Consider the following 16,812-nt stretch of genomic DNA (forward strand, 5'->3'; position numbering starts at 1 on the left):
CTCCCTACCCCGGTTGTCCATACCCGCTCAGAGTATCACAACTCAATTGGGCCCAGGCAACTCACCCTTCAACCAGGGCAATGGACACCTCAAGGCCTCAAGTCAGCAGCCCAAACACCGCCGCCAGTTTATCGGGCGCCGACAACTCCAGACATTTTTCCAGATTATCGACATATGAGGCATTGTGCTGCCGTTTCTTAGCGTAGGCCGAGATGACATCCACCACCGTCCTTTTATCCATTTCACCAGACTCAACGGCAATGCCTGCCAGATACGCTTCGATCACCAACAGGTCCACCATCAACACCTGAAAGAACTGAGTCGGTGTTCGTTCGATAGCCAATAAAAATTGATTGTTGTACAACTGATAAAGCAGGAAATTGAGCAACATGTGAGGATGCTCTGCCAAAAATGGTCCCATTACGGCATGGGATTCTTTTAGCAAAGCATCAAAGATGTCCGGTACACCAAATATCACCATAGCGCTGGCAGATAAGGAAGGTAAGTCACTGCCATTTCCCCCCCTACCTACTCGCTGTTCCATCTGCCGCATCAACGGCAACTGAAACTGCAACAACCTCTTTTCAGAAGGGCTCACCCTAAAGTTGTTTGCTCCCTCTTTGGTGACTTCCGAGCCAATCTGCACCAGTTGAGAGGAAAGTATCTTCCATTTGTGACCTTTAAGTTCCGGTAGCGTGGAAAACGACTTCCTCATTGAGCCATCTTTCATCCATTGAAGGTTTCTTTGCAAAATGGTCTCAATCTTCAACGGATTTTCTAAATGATCATCGATTTGGTGGTAGGTAATTCCCAGTATAAACAGTCGCTCAGGAAGACTCAGTTGATGATTCAACAACACCTGAAAACTGAACTCTCTCACGATATTGGCCCAATGGGGCAAGACATGAGAAGGCAGTCCTAACTTTTTGTAATGCTCTTTAAAAGAATCACTTTCCTCCACCTGACTCAATATCATAGCCTCGGGGTTAAACAGGATCTCCTCTGCCGCAGCCGGACAGGATAGTGATAAACTCAGCTCCAGACGGTCGCCGAAATACTGAGGCAACCGCGGGTATTGCTGACAAGTGATGGATAACGCTTTCTCTCCCAGACGTTTATGTACCTCGCACCAGCCCTGATCGTCCAGCATGGGGCAGTGGCCCTGGCTGTCCAAACGGATGTAGCCATAGCTAAGATCGCTGCTTCTTTCCTTCGGCATTCTTTTGTAGTGCTGCTTAGACAACACCTTTATCACCGTATCTGCGGATTTCCGCGTCTCTTTAAAGGCCTTCTTATCCAAGGAGATCGTCCAGGAATGACAACAGTTGGACGGACACTGGTCACCGATACAGCGAAAATTGCGTACAAAAGTAGGCTCAAAGACCTTAAGAGGTTGTTCGGGGGACATCTTCGACTCAATTAGAAATGCACATATCAAAATGAATGCAATTTCTTTGCCAATGGCACTAAAAAGCGTGGATCAAAAAAGCCGGGCAAATGCCCGGCTCTGGTTGGGATAGATAACGCTTGGGTAATTAACCCAACAGGCCCATCACCAGGTTGGTGTTCTGGTTGGCACGGGACAGGATATTGGTGCCAGACTGAACCAACAACTGGTTCTTGGTCATCGCCGCACTCTCTGCAGCAAAGTCGGCATCCATAATACGACCTGAGGCCGCCTGGGTGTTCTGGCTCACGTTAGCCAGGTTGTTGGAGGTGTGCTCCAGACGGTTGATGTTGGCACCCAAAGAAGAGCGAGCCTTACCAACGTTATCAATCAACTTATCGACTTCACCCAGGGTAGTGGTGGAATCGGCTGCTGATTTAAGGTTTTTGGTAAAGATAGTCTCGTCAATCTTGTCGGTGGAAACGTCCAGCTTAACGGTCAGTGTTTCAGTGGTACCGGCACCAATCTGGAATTTAACACCATTGGTTTTGTCGGTCAGAGAGTTTGCGCTTTGATCAAACAGTTTGTTACCGGCAAATTCCGTGTTATCGACAATACGCTCGACTTCAGCTTTAAGTTCGGTGAATTCGGCATCCAGAGCATTGCGATCGTCTGCTGAGTTCACGCCGTTGGCAGACTGAGTCGCCAACTCCTTCATGCGCATGGCGATGTTGTTAATTTCGTCCAGGGCACCGTCGGCAGTTTGCAGCATAGAGGTGGCATCGCCGATGTTACGCTGGGCGGTGTTCATGCCGGTGACGTTGGCGTTCAGACGGTTAGCAATCTGCAGGCCAGCCGCATCGTCGGCAGCAGAGTTGATGCGAAAACCGGTGGACAGACGCTCCATGGCGGTGTTGAGGCCATTGTTGCTCTGACCCACAGAGTTTTGAGCAACCAAGGATGGGAAGTTAGTTTGTACTGAAAGCATTGGGTTATCTCCGTGAGATGTGTTTTCTAAGTTCAATAATCAAAAGCGCCACTAATTCAAAGATCTTTAAATTTTTTTCCATCCTTATGAACACACTCGCTTTGAGTGCTGGCCTGTCGCGCACTGACGCCCGGCCACAGATACTCAATACTCCTTTCGCACTGGCTAAGGTGCATAAAAAAACACCCCTAAACCAACCAGTCTAGGGGTGTTAATCACCATCACTTCTATAGAGGGACCCCCTCTTTTAGAGGCGACTCAGCTACCAAAGAGGATTAGCCCAGCAGGCCCATCACCAGGTTGGTGTTCTGGTTGGCACGGGACAGGATGTTGGTGCCAGATTGAACCAACAGCTGGTTCTTGGTCATCGCCGCACTTTCTGAGGCAAAGTCGGCATCCATGATACGGCCAGCAGCCGCTTGGGTATTCTGACTGACATTGGCCAGGTTGTTTGAAGTGTGCTCCAAACGGTTGATGTTAGCACCCAAAGCAGAGCGGGAAGTGCCAACAACGTCAATCAAGGCGTCTACAACGGCGATAGCGCCGTTTGCATCAGCAGTCAAATCAACAGCCGTCAGATCTTCACCACCACCTTTTAAGTCGGAAGTATCAATAGCAGCAACGGTCACGGCCAGAGTTTCGGTAGAAGATGCACCAATCTGGAAAGTAGTACCACCGTCCAGTGCTGCGAACAAGTCGTTGCCAGCATACTCGGTCTTACCCAAGATACGGTCAACCTCTGCTTCCAGCTCTGTGAATTCAGCGTCCAGCGCTTTCAGGTCGTCGGCCGAGTTCACGCCGTTGGCGCCCTGAGTCGCCAGCTCTTTCATGCGCATGGCGATGTTGTTGACTTCATCCAGAGCACCGTCGGCAGTCTGCAGCATAGAGGTGGCATCGCCGATGTTACGCTGGGCGGTGTTCATGCCGGTAACGTTGGCGTTCAGACGGTTAGCAATCTGCAGCCCAGCCGCATCGTCGGCAGCAGAGTTGATGCGCAGGCCGGTGGACAGACGCTCCATGGCGGTATTGAGGCTATTGTTACTCTGACCCACAGAGTTTTGAGCAACCAAAGATGGGAAGTTAGTTTGTACTGAAAGCATAGGGTATCTCCATGAGAAAAATCTGACTATCAATACCCAAAAGCGCCTGTTTATTGCGAATCTTTAATTTTCCTTGCTGCCTGACAAAAATCTATCCCCCTCTAAAGCGACAGAATAAAAAAAGCCCCGCCAATGGCAGGGCCAAACCCGAACCGCTAAGGGTTACAACACGTACTTCAGGGAGAACATAAACCGACTCAGATCGGCGTCGCTGCCGTCGGTGCGTTCGTTCAGCGCGTACAGGTACTCTACGCCGACCGTGATCGGCTTCACCGGCGAATACAGCAGGTTGATGTTGCCGCTGTAGGAGGTTTCATTGACCGCCACCATGGGCGAGGTATCGTAATCCGCTTCCAATGCCGAGGCGGTAATGTTGGAACGCCACTTCTCATCCCACCAATGCTGGTAGGAGGCAAAACCGGAATAGGTGGTGATCGCTTCTACTTCGCCATTTCCCAGTACCGCGCCATTGACGAAGTTCAGTGCCATGTATCGGCCCGCCCCTTCGCCGTAGTTAGCCATGAATTTAATGGTATCCTTGCCGGAACCCACCGGAATCACCCCGGAGCCGCTCAGCGCCCAACCAAAGGTGCTTTCATCCATGTTGTCCTCTTCGTACTCCAACTCCCTCAGCAGCGCCGCCAGCATGAACTTGCTGTTTCCGGTTTTGAAGTTGTAGCGGGCAATCAGGTCCGGGATCAGATCCGAGCTGCTGGTCTTTCGAACGCCGGTGGTGTAATCGGTAAAGGTGCTACTGGGGTTTTCCAGAGCAAACTGCCAACCGCCGTTGGTGTAACGAATCTGCCCCTGGCGGGCGAAGGTGGTGCCTTCAGCGGCCCCAACAAAATCCAGCGCCTCGGGCAAAGCCCCCACATCTTGGAACGTGGTCCAGGTCTGTCCCACTAACCAGTTGTCGACACTGACAAACGCGTGCCTGAGCCGGGGTGAGTAACTATTGGACACCCGCTCATTGCCATCCGCATGGGTCAGAAAGTCCATCTCTACGAAGAATTTCAGCTTATGACCATCGAGGTCGTTAGTGGCGGCAAAGTTAAAACGGGTCTCCCTGGCATGGAAGTCGGTGACACTGGTGCCCCGAGCACTGTCACCATAAATGGCACCGGGTACATAGAACTGGCGCGAAATGTTGTTGTCATCCGGCGCCCCCTCGCTGTAGTTGCTCACCATCAGATCCGCCTTAACATAGCCACCAAAAGCAAACTCGGTGTCACTGAGGGATTGCAGGGATATGGCCGCCTGAGTGGCCGCAACGGGGGTCAGCAATGCCGCGACCGCCAGGGCCGTGCGATTAAGCAGTTTCATCGTCATCTCCATGATTTTTTTGTAGTCCAACCCACTATCATCCATAGATAAACGGTTGAAAATTAGCCAAAGGTCGAAGATGATTCGACAACATTTTCCTGAAAGTTAAACTACGCCCTGATGACAATTGCCGTTTCAACCCCAACCTCAGGCCGCAACTCAGCCACCGTCGTCCGCCTTTCAGGCACAAAAAAGCCCCTGACGAGCAGGGGCTGTTTACAGTCTTTGGTTTCAGAGCCTAGTTGGCGCTGCCGTCCTGAGGCGCCATGGTAAAGCGCTTCATCCAGCCGAGGACATTGTCGTACCACTGCACCAGGTTGTCCTGATTCAGAATCCAGTGGTTTTCCTTTTCAAATACCAGCAGCTCCGACGGAATATTCTTACGCTGCAACACGGTAAAGGCCGCCAGTCCCTGCTCCAGGGGTACGCGGTAGTCTTTGGCACCATGGACCACCAACATCGGCGTACGCCAGTTGTTGATGTGATTGACCGGATTGAACTTCTCATAGTTGTCGGTGGCGTCCCAATAGCTGCCGCCAAACTCATGCTCGGGGAACCACAGCTCTTCGGTCACCATCGAGAAGCTGCGCATGTCGAACAGGCCGGCATGGTTCACCAGGCATTTGAAGCCATCGGGCCAGTTTCCGGCAATCCAGTTCATCATGTAACCGCCGTAAGAGCCGCCGGCGGCGCAGGCGTTCTGGGTGTCCAGCCAGGGTTGCTGCTGCCCTACGGCAGCCAGGCCTTTCTGAAGATCTTCCAGTGGCTTACCGCCCCAATCCAGAGAGATGGAGTCGGTGAACGCCTGGCCGTAACCGGTCGACCCGTGGAAATCCACCATCACCACCCCAAAACCGGCGGCGGCCCACAACTGCGCATTCCAGCGGCTGTGCCAGCGGTTACCAAACGAACCCTGGGGGCCGCCATGAACCAGGAAGGCCACCGGGTATTTGCCACCCTTTTCGAAGTTCGCTGGTTTGATCCAGTAACCGTAGACGGTCTCGTTGTTCCAGCCTTTGAAGTTAAACTGTTGGAATTCACCCAGTCCCTGCTGGTTCAACAGGTCCTGATTCAAGTGAGTCAGTCGCGTCGGCTCACTGCCATTGAGACCCACCACATACAGATCGTTAGGTGACTTGAGGCTGTTGTGGGTATAGAACAGTTTGCCCCCCACCACTTTCACCAGGGCGTTGCTGCCCTCCTCCACCAGTGGCCGCTTGTCGCCAAAGCGCACGTCCATGGCATAGATGGCCACCTGACCCAGGTTCTGGGCGGTCACGTACAGGGTGTGGCTCTCCTCGGCAAACGCGATACCGGAGGCGCTGCGATCCCACAGTGGCGACACCTCACGGGTTTCGCCACTGCGAAGATCTTTCAGCATCACCCGGAATCGATCGGCTTCAAAACCCGGCTTGCTCATGGCCAGGTAGGCCAGATAACGGCCATCATCGGAAAACACCGGGTTGGCGTCCCAGGCCAGGTTAGACTCGGTCAGATTGACGGGCTCGCCGCCGGTGACTGGCACCTGCCACAGGTCATAGTTGGTCTGCCAGGCCTGATCGCGGCTGGGGGCCTTGGCACTGAACACCACATGCTTCCCGTCCGGAGTAAAGCTAACCTCCTCCATACCGGAGAAAGGCTTAGGCGGCGTTTCGGTATCCAGGCCCGAGGTCACGTCCACCGGGTTAGACAGGCTCTCGCCCTCGATCTTGGCCACAAACAGATGATTGCGCAGTCCGTCGCCCCAGGTATCCCAGTGGCGCACCATCAGCTGATCGTAGTGGCGGCCCTTCTGTTTGTTCTTCTTTTGGGCATCCTGTTTGTCCTTACTGCAGGCCAGGGTGTCGCACTCCACATTGACCCGAATCTGCATCACCACCTGGCTGTTGTCGTTAGACAGCTTAAAGCCGTCCACGTCCAGAGGCAGGTTCGACAGCTGCACCGCTTCACCGCCGTCCAGAGCGATGGACCAGATTTGGCTGCTGCCGCTGCGACCACTGAGGAAAAACAGCCGTTTTCCATCTTTGGACACCACCAGGTTGTGTTCGGTGGATTTGTTGTTGGTCAGGCGACGCGGTTCGCCATCCAGAGTCTGCAAATACAGATCGGAACGGGCACCCTCGGCGGTCTTCTTCTTGACGCCATACACCACGGTGTTGCCATCCGGCAGCACCACGGTGGAGTGCAACTTACTCAGCCCGTTGAGTTGGTGGATATCAAATGGGGCCGTTGTCGGCGCCGCCACCACAGAGGCCGACAGCGCCAGCGCGCTGCTCAGCACAATACCGTGTTTCATTTTTGCTTTTCCCTTCGATGCGAAGTCCGGTCTATTGCCGGACTAAAAAGACGCCCACTGGGGTGGGCGTCATTGTTGTTATCCCTGCCTGGCAGGATTATTGACTCAATTTGGTGTCCATCTCTTCAATCTTGGCATGCCAGATGGCCGGCCCGGTCTGATGGACGTTATTGCCACTGGAATCCACGGCGACGGTGACCGGCATGTCTTTCACGTCAAACTCGTAGATCGCCTCCATACCCAGCTCTTCAAAGGCGACTACCCGCGACTGTTTAATGGCCTTCGCCACCAGGTACGCGGCACCGCCAACGGCCATCAGGTAGGTTGCCTTGTGCTTGGCGATGCTGTCGACGGTGGCCGGTCCACGCTCGGCTTTGCCGATCATGCCCATCAGGCCGGTCTGTTCCAGCATCAGATCGGTGAACTTGTCCATTCTGGTGGCCGTGGTCGGCCCCGCCGGGCCCACCACTTCATCGCCCACGGCATCCACCGGGCCGACGTAGTAGATAAAGCGGCCTTTGAAGTCGACCCCGTCCGGCAGCCCCTGGCCGGAATCCAGCAGGTCCTTGATCCGTTTGTGGGCCGCGTCCCGGCCGGTGAGGATTTTGCCATTCAGCAACAGGGTGTCACCCGCTTGCCATTGCAGCATCTCCTCCTGGGTAATGCTGTCCAGGTTCACCCGCTTAACGCTCTCACCCACCTCCCAGGTCACTTCCGGCCAGTCAGCCAGATCCGGTACCGGCAATTCCGCCGGGCCGCTGCCATTCAGAGTAAAGTGGACATGGCGGGTGGCGGCGCAGTTGGGAATCATCACCACAGGTTTTGAGGCGGCATGGGTCGGTGCCGACATGATCTTCACATCCAACACCGTGGTCAGCCCCCCAAGCCCCTGGGCACCAATCCCCAGCTTGTTGGCTCGCTCGAAGATCTCCAGGCGCAACTTCTCTTCGGTGGTCTCGGCACCGCGAGCTTTCAGCTCGTGAATGTCGATGTGCTCCATCAACGACTCTTTGGCCATCACTCCGGCTTTCTCGGCGGTACCGCCGATGCCAATGCCCAGAACCCCGGGAGGGCACCAGCCCGCGCCCATGGTGGGCAGAGTCTTCTCGACCCAGGCGGCAATGTCATCGGAAGGATTCAACATCACCATCTTGGATTTGTTCTCAGAGCCACCGCCTTTGGCAGCCACAAACACCTCGACGGTGTCACCGGCGACCATCTCTACGTGCACCACAGAGGGGGTGTTGTCGCGGGTGTTTTTGCGCGCGCCTGCCGGATCGGCGACGATGGAGGCCCGCAGAGGGTTGTCGGTATTGGTATAGGCCTGACGCACGCCTTCGTCCACCATTTGTTGAACGGTCAGGTCGCTGTCCCACTGCACCTGCATGCCAATTTTGACAAAGCAGGTGACGATGCCGGTGTCCTGACACAGTGGCCGATGGCCCTGGGCGGACATGCGGGAATTAATCAGAATCTGGGCAATGGCGTCCTTGGCTGCCGGGTTGGCTTCCCGCTCGTAGGCAGCGTTCATTGCGTCGACGAAATCTTTCGGATGGTAGTATGAGATGTACTGAAGAGCATCAGCCACGGAGCTGATGAAATCCTGCTTGCTGATCACGGCCATTAATCTACTCCACTGAGGCATCCAGCCCCATTTCACTATGCCTGTGTTTTTATTGTGGTTATCAAATCCGATTAATCATACCCCGAGGCAGCGGTAACGCGCCAGTGCTGTGCTCAGTCCGACAGCAAAACGGCAAAAAGCCATCCGACAACGGCAATGACCTGATGGCTTGCCGTTATACCGCGGCCGCCCGTGCCTCGGCGATGCCGCTGGCCAGTGTCGCCAGGGTGACCGGCTTGGTGAGAAACCCATCCATGCCGCAGTCCAGACAGCGCTGCTTGTCCTCGGTAGTGGCGTTGGCCGTCAGCGCCACTATCAGGGTGTCGCCTCCCCGGCCCAAACGGATCTGTCGGGTGGCGCGATAGCCGTCCATCACCGGCATCTGACAGTCCATCAGAATCAGGTCGAACGAGTGCTGCTGGCTGGCATCCACCGCCTGTTGACCATTGGCCGCAATCTGCAACTGCTCACAGCCCAGTTTTTTCAACATAATCTGCATCAGCTTCTGATTACTCAGGTTGTCTTCCGCCAGCAAAATCGACAGCCCCTTCAATGGCTGGGGGTTGGCGGCGTCTTCGGTTTCAACACCACCACCAGGTACCGACTGCACCAGAGGTAGCGTCAGGGTCAGGGTAAAGCGGCTGCCTTTACCCACCTCAGACTGCACCTGCAACTCGCCGTCCATCAGCGCGCTAAGCCGCTTACAGATGGCCAGTCCCAGCCCGGTGCCACCGAAGCGTCGGGTTACCGAACCGTCCGCCTGGGTATAGGCATCGAAGATGTACGGCAGTTTGTCACTGTCGATGCCGATGCCGGTGTCGGTCACCGCCAGTGCCAGGGTGCACAAAGCATCCTTTTGGCTGATAACCTCGGCCGACAACTGCACCTGGCCAGAGGGGGAAAACTTGATGGCATTACTGAGCAAGTTGCCAAGAATCTGTTCCATTCGGCCTTCATCCAGAGCCACGCACGGCGGCAGGTCGTCGGCCAGATCCAGCCCCAGCAACACCTTGTGCAATCGCGCCGTACCCTGGCAATGCGCATGTACCCGCTGCAGAAAATCCACCAACGCCGTTGGCTGAGGGTCCAGACTCAACTTTCCCGACTCCAGGCGGGAGAAATCCAGCACATCATTGACGATGTGCAACAGGCTCTGTGACGCGCCCTGCAACAGCAACAGTTGCTGTTGCCCCTCAGTATTTAAGCGACTGCGCTGAGCCCCCAGACACTCGACAAAACCGATAACCGCATTGAGCGGGGTCCGAATCTCATGGCTGGCGTTGGCCAGAAAGTCACTCTTCGCCTGCAGTGAATGGCTGAGGCGGGTATTCAGATCTTCCGCCTGAATCTGCTTGTCGTGCAGGGCCTGATCCGACCGTTCCAGCACTCGAGCCAACTCCGCCAGTTCACTTTTCTGCATGCCTGTGCGAGGGAAGCGCACCGCACCACTGCCCATGGCTGGCAACTGACTCACCAGCTCCGCCATGGGCCGACTGAGCCAGCGGTTAAGAATTCGGTAGATGGCCGCGAACGCCAGCAAGGAGAACAGCAAGGTCATCGATACCTGGCGGGCAACCTGCCATTGCAGATCCTCGGTATCCACCTCCATGGTGTAACTCAGCCAGGGCGAGGACTCGTACTCCAGTTGCTGACTGATGTACATGCACCCGTTGAGCAAGGGTGACAACCAATTCTGCTGCTGCGGACAGGCCACCGCCATCGGCTGACGGCGGTATTCGTAGCGACGCTCGCCATCCAGGCTGAACAGGGTCACCCCGTTCAGGTGCGGGAAATTTCGCAAGCGTCGATTAAACTCGATGCCAGCCTCGGCCTGATCCAGCATGACCACTTCGATCATGGTCGGCGCCACACTGCTGGCCACGCCGACAAACTGAGTTTCCAATGTCTGCCGATCCACCCGGTAGGTCCAGGCACTGCTGGCCAGCGCCAGCAGCACGAAACTCAGGAAGATCGCCGCGTTGAGCCTGACCGTCAGAGAGTTAAACATAAGGCCTCATCGCTCTACCGGCAGGTCGCGCGCCGACCAGTCCAGCCAGGAGCCATCATAGTGCATCACATCCAATCCAGCTTGGCGCATCAGGAAATACCCCAGTGTTGAGGCTTTGCCGGAGTAGCAATAGGTAATGTAACGTTGGTTTTTATTCAGCTTTGAAAACAGCAGCGCCAACTGCTCGGCACTTTTTATCCTCGGCTGACCGTCATCGCCCGGCTCATAGAAGGCGGTCATGGGGATGTTCACCGCCCCCGGAATGTGACCAAATTTGTCGGTTTCGGAGCGTTGTCCCAGATAGTCTGGCTCCGGCCGGTTGTCGATGACGGTAAAGTCCGGGTTGAAGCCAGCCAGTTGCGTCATCCTGGCGTTGGCCAGCACGTCGGGATTCAATGAGGGCAGATAGCGAGACGGCGACACTTGAGTCGCCTCGGTGGACAACGCCGTCTTGGGCAGCGGCGCATTCAGTAGGTAAATCTGCGGCAGGCCATAGAGCTCCAGTACCCAGGCCAGACGCGCCGCATCCAGCAGTTGACCGTCATCATAAACCACGATGGCCACATCCGCCCGCGCTCCGGCCTGGCGCAGCCGTTCGGTCATGACCGAAATGGTTTGCGCCAACAACACCCCGTCGACCTCACGATAGGTGCTGCTGACCGGAAAGCTGATGGCACCCGGTCGATGTCCCGAACCATAGGCCTGAGGTTCGCGGGCGTCATACAGCAACACCGGCAGTCGCTGTTGCTGCCAACGCTGCCACTCGGCCAGAGACAGGGATTCGGCGGCCCGCACAGGCCCCGCCAGCAACAGCAGCAATGCGACCGTCAGCACTCTCCCCATGCCAATCTCCTTGTGGCTGATCTTCAACAGATTTCATCCTGAATCTTGAGTATAGTAGCCAAAAGTTCGCCAGGGTGTCACGCCACAATCATGCCCGCCGGCGCCACACAGTTTGTTCACCTTTTGCTTTCACAGTGGTGGCCTTCTGTGTGACTCTATCAATAAGAACTCATCTGCCTTCAAGGAAAGAGTATGCGCAGTTTGTTGCTGTTTGTGTGTGTCTGCCTGTTCAGCGTCGGAGCCTGGGCGGCACCGGCACAGGATTTTGACATTCCGGTCGGAGACCAGACTCGATCGATGCTGGCACTGAGCCACAACGGCCCGGTGTATGTGGACTTCTGGGCCAGTTGGTGTGGCCCATGCCGACGGTCGTTTCCCTTTATGAATCAACTGGTACAGGATTTTGGCGACAAAGGGCTGACCGTAGTGGCCATCAACCTGGATGTCGACAAACAGGATGCCAATCGATTCCTGACCGAGTTTCCCGCCAATTTTGCCATCGTCTACGATCCGGACTTCGCCCTGGCCGAAGCCTATCAGGTGGGGGGCATGCCCAGCAGTTACCTGATCCACCGGGGTGAGATCATTGAGACTCATGTGGGGTTCAGACCCAAGGATGCCGAACAGACCCGCAAGACGCTGACGCGATTGCTGCCATAGACACCGGGAAAAGGGGCCGTCATGAAGACCACCACAACCCTGTTCATGTTACTGCTGCCAGTGCTACTGGGCGGATGCACCAATCTGGGGGTGAAGCCCTACGAGCGGGATCTGCTGGCTCACCCAGCCATGGCGCTGGAGGCCGATGCCATGGACAAGGCCTTTGACGATCACGTCTATTTCAGCAAAGAAGCCAGCAGCGGGGGTCGCAGCAGCGCCGGAGGGGGCTGCGGATGCAATTGACGCCGTTCAGCAACATCACCGCCGCCCTGGCCGTCGCCACCGTGCCGCTGGTGCAGGCCGACGGCCGCGTTGCCGGACTGGAACCGGAGTGGAACTTTGATGCCGCCTTCCTCTACTACAGTGAAGGCGCCAACCGGGTCGATGCCTACGAAGGGGTATTGCAAGCCACCCGTACCAATGCCGAGGATCAGGTACTGGGGCTCACCGGCACCCTGGACGTGCTGACCGGCGCCTCCCCCAATGGCGCGGTTCCGCAAAATCAGCTGCAGACCTTCACCCGGCCGTCAGGCAAAGGAGAGTATCAGATTCAGCCCGGCATACTGCCGCTGGATGACAGCTTCAAAGACACTCGGGCCCAACTGAACCTGCAATGGACCAGCCCGCTGAACCGGGCCATGGGCTACACCAGTGGCCTGCACATCTCCAAGGAGTATGACTACCTGTCGCTGGGCCTCAACGGCGGTCTTAGCCGCGACTTCAATCAGAAAAACACCACCCTGTCCCTGTCTGGATCCGCCTTTTTCGACACCATTGAGCCCGAGGGGGGGACCCCAATCGGCTTATCGACCATGGCGATTCGCAAAGACTTCCCCAGTGAAGAGGCGTTCCAGGCCGCCTTCAATGCCACCCGCAGTGGCAGCGACGACCGCAAAACCACCTGGGATCTGCGTGTGGGCGTCACCCAGGTGTTCAGCCGGCGATGGGTCATGCAGGCCAACGTCAGCTACGCCGAGGTCCACGGTTATCAGAATGACTTTTTAAAACTGCTGAGCGTGGTGGATGCCAACGGTACCGCTCAGCACTACCTGTATGAACGGCGCCCGGACAGCCGCAGTAAGGTGGCGTTTTTCTGGCAAAGTAAGTACCACTTCGGCCCCATTGCCGATATCAGCTACCGCTACATGAGCGACGACTGGGACATCGACTCCCACACGCTGGACGGACGACTGCGGTTTGAGTTTGGCCGCCACAGCCTGGAGCCCCACCTGCGTTATTACACCCAGACCGCCGCCGAGTTCTACCAACCGTTCCTGACCACCGCTACCGCGTTGCCACACTACGCCAGTGCCGACTACCGCATCGGTGAACTGGATACCTATACCCTGGGGATAAAATACGGCTACCGGCTGGACGACGGCCACCGAATGGCACTGCGATTGTCCTGGTACCATCAAGCCCCGGTGGATGGCGGCACCTCGAAACCCGGCCAACTGCAACAGCAGGATCTGTATCCAAGCCTGGACACCTTGATGCTGCAATCGAGTTACCACTTCTGATGTCGGCGGCCGAAAAGATCCCTCTGGGCCTGAACTGGCAACCTCAGGCTGGCCACTTCAGAGGCCATTTCGAAGCCATGGCGTGTCGCTGTGAGCTGCTGATTCGCACCAAAGACCCCTCACGGGCCCGGGCGGTGCTGGCAATGGCAGCATCGGAAGCCCTGCGGATACAGCACAAATTCAGTCGCTACAATCAACAAGGCGTGTGTCACCGCATCAATCACAGTCAAGGCCAGGCCGTCGCCATCGACGCCGAAACCCACGCGCTGTTGACGCTGGCCGACACCGCCTATCACCTCAGCCAGGGGCGGTTTGATATCAGCAGCGGTATCCTCGGACGCCTGTGGCGATTTAACCCTGACCAGACCATCCCCTCGCCGCAGCAGATTGCCCGCCTACTGCCTTTGATTGGCTGGCACCAGGTTCAGTTTGACACCGACTCCATTACCCTGCCTTCTGGCATGCAACTGGATTTTGGCGGCCTGGGCAAAGAGTATGCCGTCGATCGCTGCGTTGCCCTTATCCAACAGGCCTACGCAGACATTGAGGTGCTGGTCAATTTCGGTGGCGATCTCGCCACTACCGTCAATCCGGCCATGCCCTGGGAGGTGGGAGTCAGTCATCAGGCCCATGCTGGCGCGCCGTTTACCCGCCTGTCCCTGAGTCAGGGTGCGATCGCCACCAGTGGCGACAGCGAACGCTTCCTGATCCATAAGGGCCAGCGCTTGAGCCACATCCTCGATCCCAACACCGGCTGGCCAATCAGCGACGCGGCGGCCAGCGTGACGGTACAGGCCGATCGCTGCATCGACGCCGGCTTGTTGGCCACCCTGGCAATGCTGCAGGGCGAGCATGCAGAAGCCTTTCTCGGCGCCCAGCAAGTCCGCCACTGGGTGCAACGACGCTGAGCCTCGGCGCCCGCGATCGTCGCCTCCCGCTGGCTGAACTGGTATCATCGGGCAAACACTAACCCTGCACCGCCGATAACCATGCCTCAGTTTGTCCGCCGCACCCTGGATTGGGCCTGCGACGCCCCGACCCTGTTCGCCCCCCTGCAACATCGCCCCTGGGCCATGTTACTGGACTCCTGCTGCTCCGATGGCGAGGGCCACCACCCCGATGCCCGTTATGACATTCTGGTGGCCGATCCGCTGGCCACCCTGGTCACCCGTGGCGCCCACACCGACATCGACAGCCCGGACGGCCACCAACGCAGTAATGACGATCCGCTGCGACTGCTGCAACGCGCACTGAGCCGACACCTGCCCTCACTGACCGACGCCCAGGACCTGCCCTTTATTGGCGGCGCACTGGGCCACTTCAGTTACGACCTCGGCCGCCGGTTTGAGCGCCTGCCGGTGGCCGCCGACGACGACATCAACCTGCCGGAGATGGCCGTCGGCCTGTACGACTGGGCCCTGGTGTTGGATCAGCAGCAGCAGCGAGTCGAACTGATCGTCATCGGCGACGAATTGCACTGGCAGCGACGCTACCTGTGGCTGCAACAGTGCCAGCAGCAGCCTTCGGCCCCGTTCCGGCTGCAGCAACGCTGGCACCATGACAGCAGTCGCCAGCAGTACCTGGCCGCCTTTGAGCAAGTTCAAGCGTATTTAAGCAGTGGCGACTGCTATCAAATCAACCTGACCCAGCGGTTTCAGGCGCCCTACAGTGGCAGCGAATGGCAGGCCTATCTGACCCTGAGACAACATAACCAGGCACCGTTTTCCGCCTTTATCCGTCTACCGGAGGCAACCCTGCTGTCGGTATCACCGGAGCGGTTTCTGCAGGTTCAGGGGAATCAGGTACAGACCAAGCCCATTAAAGGCACCCAGCCTCGAAGCCATGACCCGCTCATCGACAATCACAACGCCCTGACGTTGGCCCACTCCGAAAAAGACCGGGCCGAAAACCTGATGATTGTCGACCTGCTGCGCAACGATCTGGGCCGGGTCAGCGCGCCGGGGTCGGTGCAGGTGCCCTCTCTGTTTGCCATCGAGAGTTTTCCGGCGGTGCACCACCTGGTCAGTACGGTGACCTCAACGCTGGCAGACGGCATCAGCCACTGCGACCTGCTGCGGGGGGCATTCCCCGGCGGCTCCATCACCGGCGCCCCCAAGATTCGCGCCATGCAGATCATCGAGGAGCTGGAGCCCTGGCGCCGCAGTCTGTACTGCGGCAGCATCGGCTACCTCAGTTGTCATGCCAAGATGGACACCAGCATCACCATCCGCTCGTTGGTGGCCACCGGTCAACGCCTGTATTGCTGGGCCGGGGGCGGCATCGTTGCCGACTCCCGCGCCGACGCCGAGTACCAGGAGTGCTTCGACAAACTGGCCCGCATCCTGCCCGTGCTTGAGCCCGAAGGGGACTGATGCCAGCGGCGGCCACCGACCAAAGGCGGATTCCCAAGCGGGTCCGCCTTTGTTATGTTGAAGACTGAGCAGCCACAAGGAGCAGCCTGCCCGTGAACCGTCAGCAGTTTCTGTCCCAATTTGCCCTGCAGCCCATGGTCGCAGGCGAGAACCCGCTTCGCCGTCATCCGCTGGCACCCAGCTTCAAAGACGCCTCGGTTCTGCTGGCCCTGTGCGACAGCGACGATGGCCTGCAACTGCTGCTGACCAAACGCGCCAGCCACCTGCGTCACCACGCCAATCAAATCAGCTTTCCCGGTGGCAAGATGGACGCCGAGGATCGATCGCCCTGGCATACCGCCACTCGGGAAGCCTGGGAAGAGGTCGGCCTGAGCCCCAACGCACTGACCCAGGTCGGCGCCCTGCCAGAGTTTCACACCATCTCCCGGTTTCGAATGCAGCCCCAGATCGCCTTTATCGAGCAGGATTTCATTCCCCGCCTGAGCCAGGACGAAGTCAGTGAGTGCTTCTTTGTGCCCCTGGCCCACCTGATTGAACCGGACAACCGCCGCACCGTCACCATTGAGCGCCATAATGGCAGCCATCCTGTGTACTTTATGTTCTACCAGCATCATCGAATCTGGGGCGCCACCGCCGCGGTGATCGAGCAGCTTATCCGCCACCTCGGCTACCCCAGGGCGCCAAACTGAGG

Annotated in this window: 14 protein-coding genes; 6 read left to right on the plus strand and 8 right to left on the minus strand. The window is 57.3% G+C overall.

Annotation, left to right across the window (positions count from 1 at the left end):
• Positions 1-97: 97 nt before the first annotated feature.
• The 8 genes from fliB to H598_RS24390 all read right to left on the minus strand — a co-directional run bounded on the left by fliB (position 98) and on the right by H598_RS24390 (position 11,596).
• Positions 98-1,408 (minus strand): flagellin lysine-N-methylase, encoded by a 1,311-nt coding sequence (fliB, locus tag H598_RS25640; RefSeq protein WP_051252725.1) that lies wholly within the window; start codon positions 1,406-1,408, stop codon positions 98-100.
• A gap of 127 nt (positions 1,409-1,535) precedes the next feature.
• Positions 1,536-2,375, minus strand: a complete 840-nt coding sequence (locus H598_RS0113660; RefSeq protein WP_028113500.1) for a flagellin N-terminal helical domain-containing protein — start codon at positions 2,373-2,375, stop codon at positions 1,536-1,538.
• 275 nt (positions 2,376-2,650) lie between these two features.
• A complete protein-coding gene (locus H598_RS0113665) occupies positions 2,651-3,475 on the minus strand; it encodes a flagellin N-terminal helical domain-containing protein (protein WP_028113501.1) in 825 nt (274 codons plus the stop codon).
• A 162-nt stretch (positions 3,476-3,637) separates the two neighbouring features.
• Positions 3,638-4,798 (minus strand): DcaP family trimeric outer membrane transporter, encoded by a 1,161-nt coding sequence (locus tag H598_RS0113670; RefSeq protein ID WP_028113502.1) that lies wholly within the window; start codon positions 4,796-4,798, stop codon positions 3,638-3,640.
• Between the two features lie 238 nt (positions 4,799-5,036).
• Positions 5,037-7,094 carry a S9 family peptidase gene (locus tag H598_RS0113675; protein WP_028113503.1) on the minus strand — a complete coding sequence of 686 codons (2,058 nt, stop codon included), beginning with the start codon at positions 7,092-7,094 and terminating at the stop codon, positions 5,037-5,039.
• A 97-nt stretch (positions 7,095-7,191) separates the two neighbouring features.
• Positions 7,192-8,718: a fumarate hydratase gene (locus tag H598_RS0113680; protein WP_028113504.1), complete on the minus strand. Its 1,527-nt coding sequence runs from the start codon at positions 8,716-8,718 to the stop codon at positions 7,192-7,194.
• Between the two features lie 175 nt (positions 8,719-8,893).
• Positions 8,894-10,726 (minus strand): ATP-binding protein, encoded by a 1,833-nt coding sequence (locus H598_RS25645; protein WP_051252726.1) that lies wholly within the window; start codon positions 10,724-10,726, stop codon positions 8,894-8,896.
• A 6-nt stretch (positions 10,727-10,732) separates the two neighbouring features.
• Positions 10,733-11,596: a sulfurtransferase gene (locus H598_RS24390; RefSeq protein ID WP_156897052.1), complete on the minus strand. Its 864-nt coding sequence runs from the start codon at positions 11,594-11,596 to the stop codon at positions 10,733-10,735.
• 165 nt (positions 11,597-11,761) lie between these two features.
• On the opposite strand from H598_RS24390, the gene H598_RS24395 reads away from it, so the two are divergent.
• The 6 genes from H598_RS24395 (at position 11,762) to H598_RS0113720 (ending at position 16,810) form a co-directional block, all read left to right on the plus strand.
• The gene (locus tag H598_RS24395) at positions 11,762-12,229 is read left to right on the plus strand and encodes a TlpA family protein disulfide reductase (RefSeq protein ID WP_035415932.1); all 468 of its coding nucleotides are present in this window, start codon (positions 11,762-11,764) and stop codon (positions 12,227-12,229) included.
• Positions 12,230-12,250: 21 nt separating this feature from the next.
• Positions 12,251-12,472 (plus strand): DUF4266 domain-containing protein, encoded by a 222-nt coding sequence (locus H598_RS0113700; RefSeq protein WP_028113505.1) that lies wholly within the window; start codon positions 12,251-12,253, stop codon positions 12,470-12,472.
• Entirely contained in the window at positions 12,463-13,749 is a 1,287-nt protein-coding gene (locus H598_RS0113705) for a DUF3570 domain-containing protein (RefSeq protein WP_028113506.1), read from the plus strand. Before H598_RS0113700 ends, H598_RS0113705 begins: the two co-directional genes overlap by 10 nt.
• Positions 13,749-14,657 carry an FAD:protein FMN transferase gene (locus tag H598_RS0113710; protein WP_028113507.1) on the plus strand — a complete coding sequence of 303 codons (909 nt, stop codon included), beginning with the start codon at positions 13,749-13,751 and terminating at the stop codon, positions 14,655-14,657. The genes H598_RS0113705 and H598_RS0113710 overlap by 1 nt, the downstream gene beginning before the upstream one ends.
• 81 nt (positions 14,658-14,738) lie before the next feature.
• Positions 14,739-16,121: an aminodeoxychorismate synthase component I gene (gene pabB, locus H598_RS0113715; RefSeq protein WP_028113508.1), complete on the plus strand. Its 1,383-nt coding sequence runs from the start codon at positions 14,739-14,741 to the stop codon at positions 16,119-16,121.
• A gap of 92 nt (positions 16,122-16,213) precedes the next feature.
• On the plus strand, positions 16,214-16,810 hold the full coding sequence (locus tag H598_RS0113720) for a CoA pyrophosphatase (RefSeq protein WP_028113509.1): 597 nt from the start codon (positions 16,214-16,216) through the stop codon (positions 16,808-16,810).
• The last annotated feature ends 2 nt before the right edge of the window (positions 16,811-16,812 follow it).

The sequence above is a fragment of the Ferrimonas kyonanensis DSM 18153 genome, assembly GCF_000425405.1.
In the GTDB taxonomy this organism is placed as follows: Bacteria; Pseudomonadota; Gammaproteobacteria; order Enterobacterales; family Shewanellaceae; genus Ferrimonas; species Ferrimonas kyonanensis.

Excerpts from the sequence above, each read along its gene's own strand:
- fliB (WP_051252725.1), bottom strand. The coding sequence starts at position 1,408 with ATGTCCCCCGAACAACCTCTTAAGGTCTTTGAGCCTACTTTTGTACGC.
- H598_RS0113660 (WP_028113500.1), bottom strand. The coding sequence starts at position 2,375 with ATGCTTTCAGTACAAACTAACTTCCCATCCTTGGTTGCTCAAAACTCT.
- H598_RS0113665 (WP_028113501.1), bottom strand. The coding sequence starts at position 3,475 with ATGCTTTCAGTACAAACTAACTTCCCATCTTTGGTTGCTCAAAACTCT.
- H598_RS0113670 (WP_028113502.1), bottom strand. The coding sequence starts at position 4,798 with ATGAAACTGCTTAATCGCACGGCCCTGGCGGTCGCGGCATTGCTGACC.
- H598_RS0113675 (WP_028113503.1), bottom strand. The coding sequence starts at position 7,094 with ATGAAACACGGTATTGTGCTGAGCAGCGCGCTGGCGCTGTCGGCCTCT.
- H598_RS0113680 (WP_028113504.1), bottom strand. The coding sequence starts at position 8,718 with ATGGCCGTGATCAGCAAGCAGGATTTCATCAGCTCCGTGGCTGATGCT.
- H598_RS25645 (WP_051252726.1), bottom strand. The coding sequence starts at position 10,726 with ATGTTTAACTCTCTGACGGTCAGGCTCAACGCGGCGATCTTCCTGAGT.
- H598_RS24395 (WP_035415932.1), top strand. The coding sequence starts at position 11,762 with ATGCGCAGTTTGTTGCTGTTTGTGTGTGTCTGCCTGTTCAGCGTCGGA.
- H598_RS0113700 (WP_028113505.1), top strand. The coding sequence starts at position 12,251 with ATGAAGACCACCACAACCCTGTTCATGTTACTGCTGCCAGTGCTACTG.
- H598_RS0113705 (WP_028113506.1), top strand. The coding sequence starts at position 12,463 with ATGCAATTGACGCCGTTCAGCAACATCACCGCCGCCCTGGCCGTCGCC.
- H598_RS0113710 (WP_028113507.1), top strand. The coding sequence starts at position 13,749 with ATGTCGGCGGCCGAAAAGATCCCTCTGGGCCTGAACTGGCAACCTCAG.
- pabB (WP_028113508.1), top strand. The coding sequence starts at position 14,739 with ATGCCTCAGTTTGTCCGCCGCACCCTGGATTGGGCCTGCGACGCCCCG.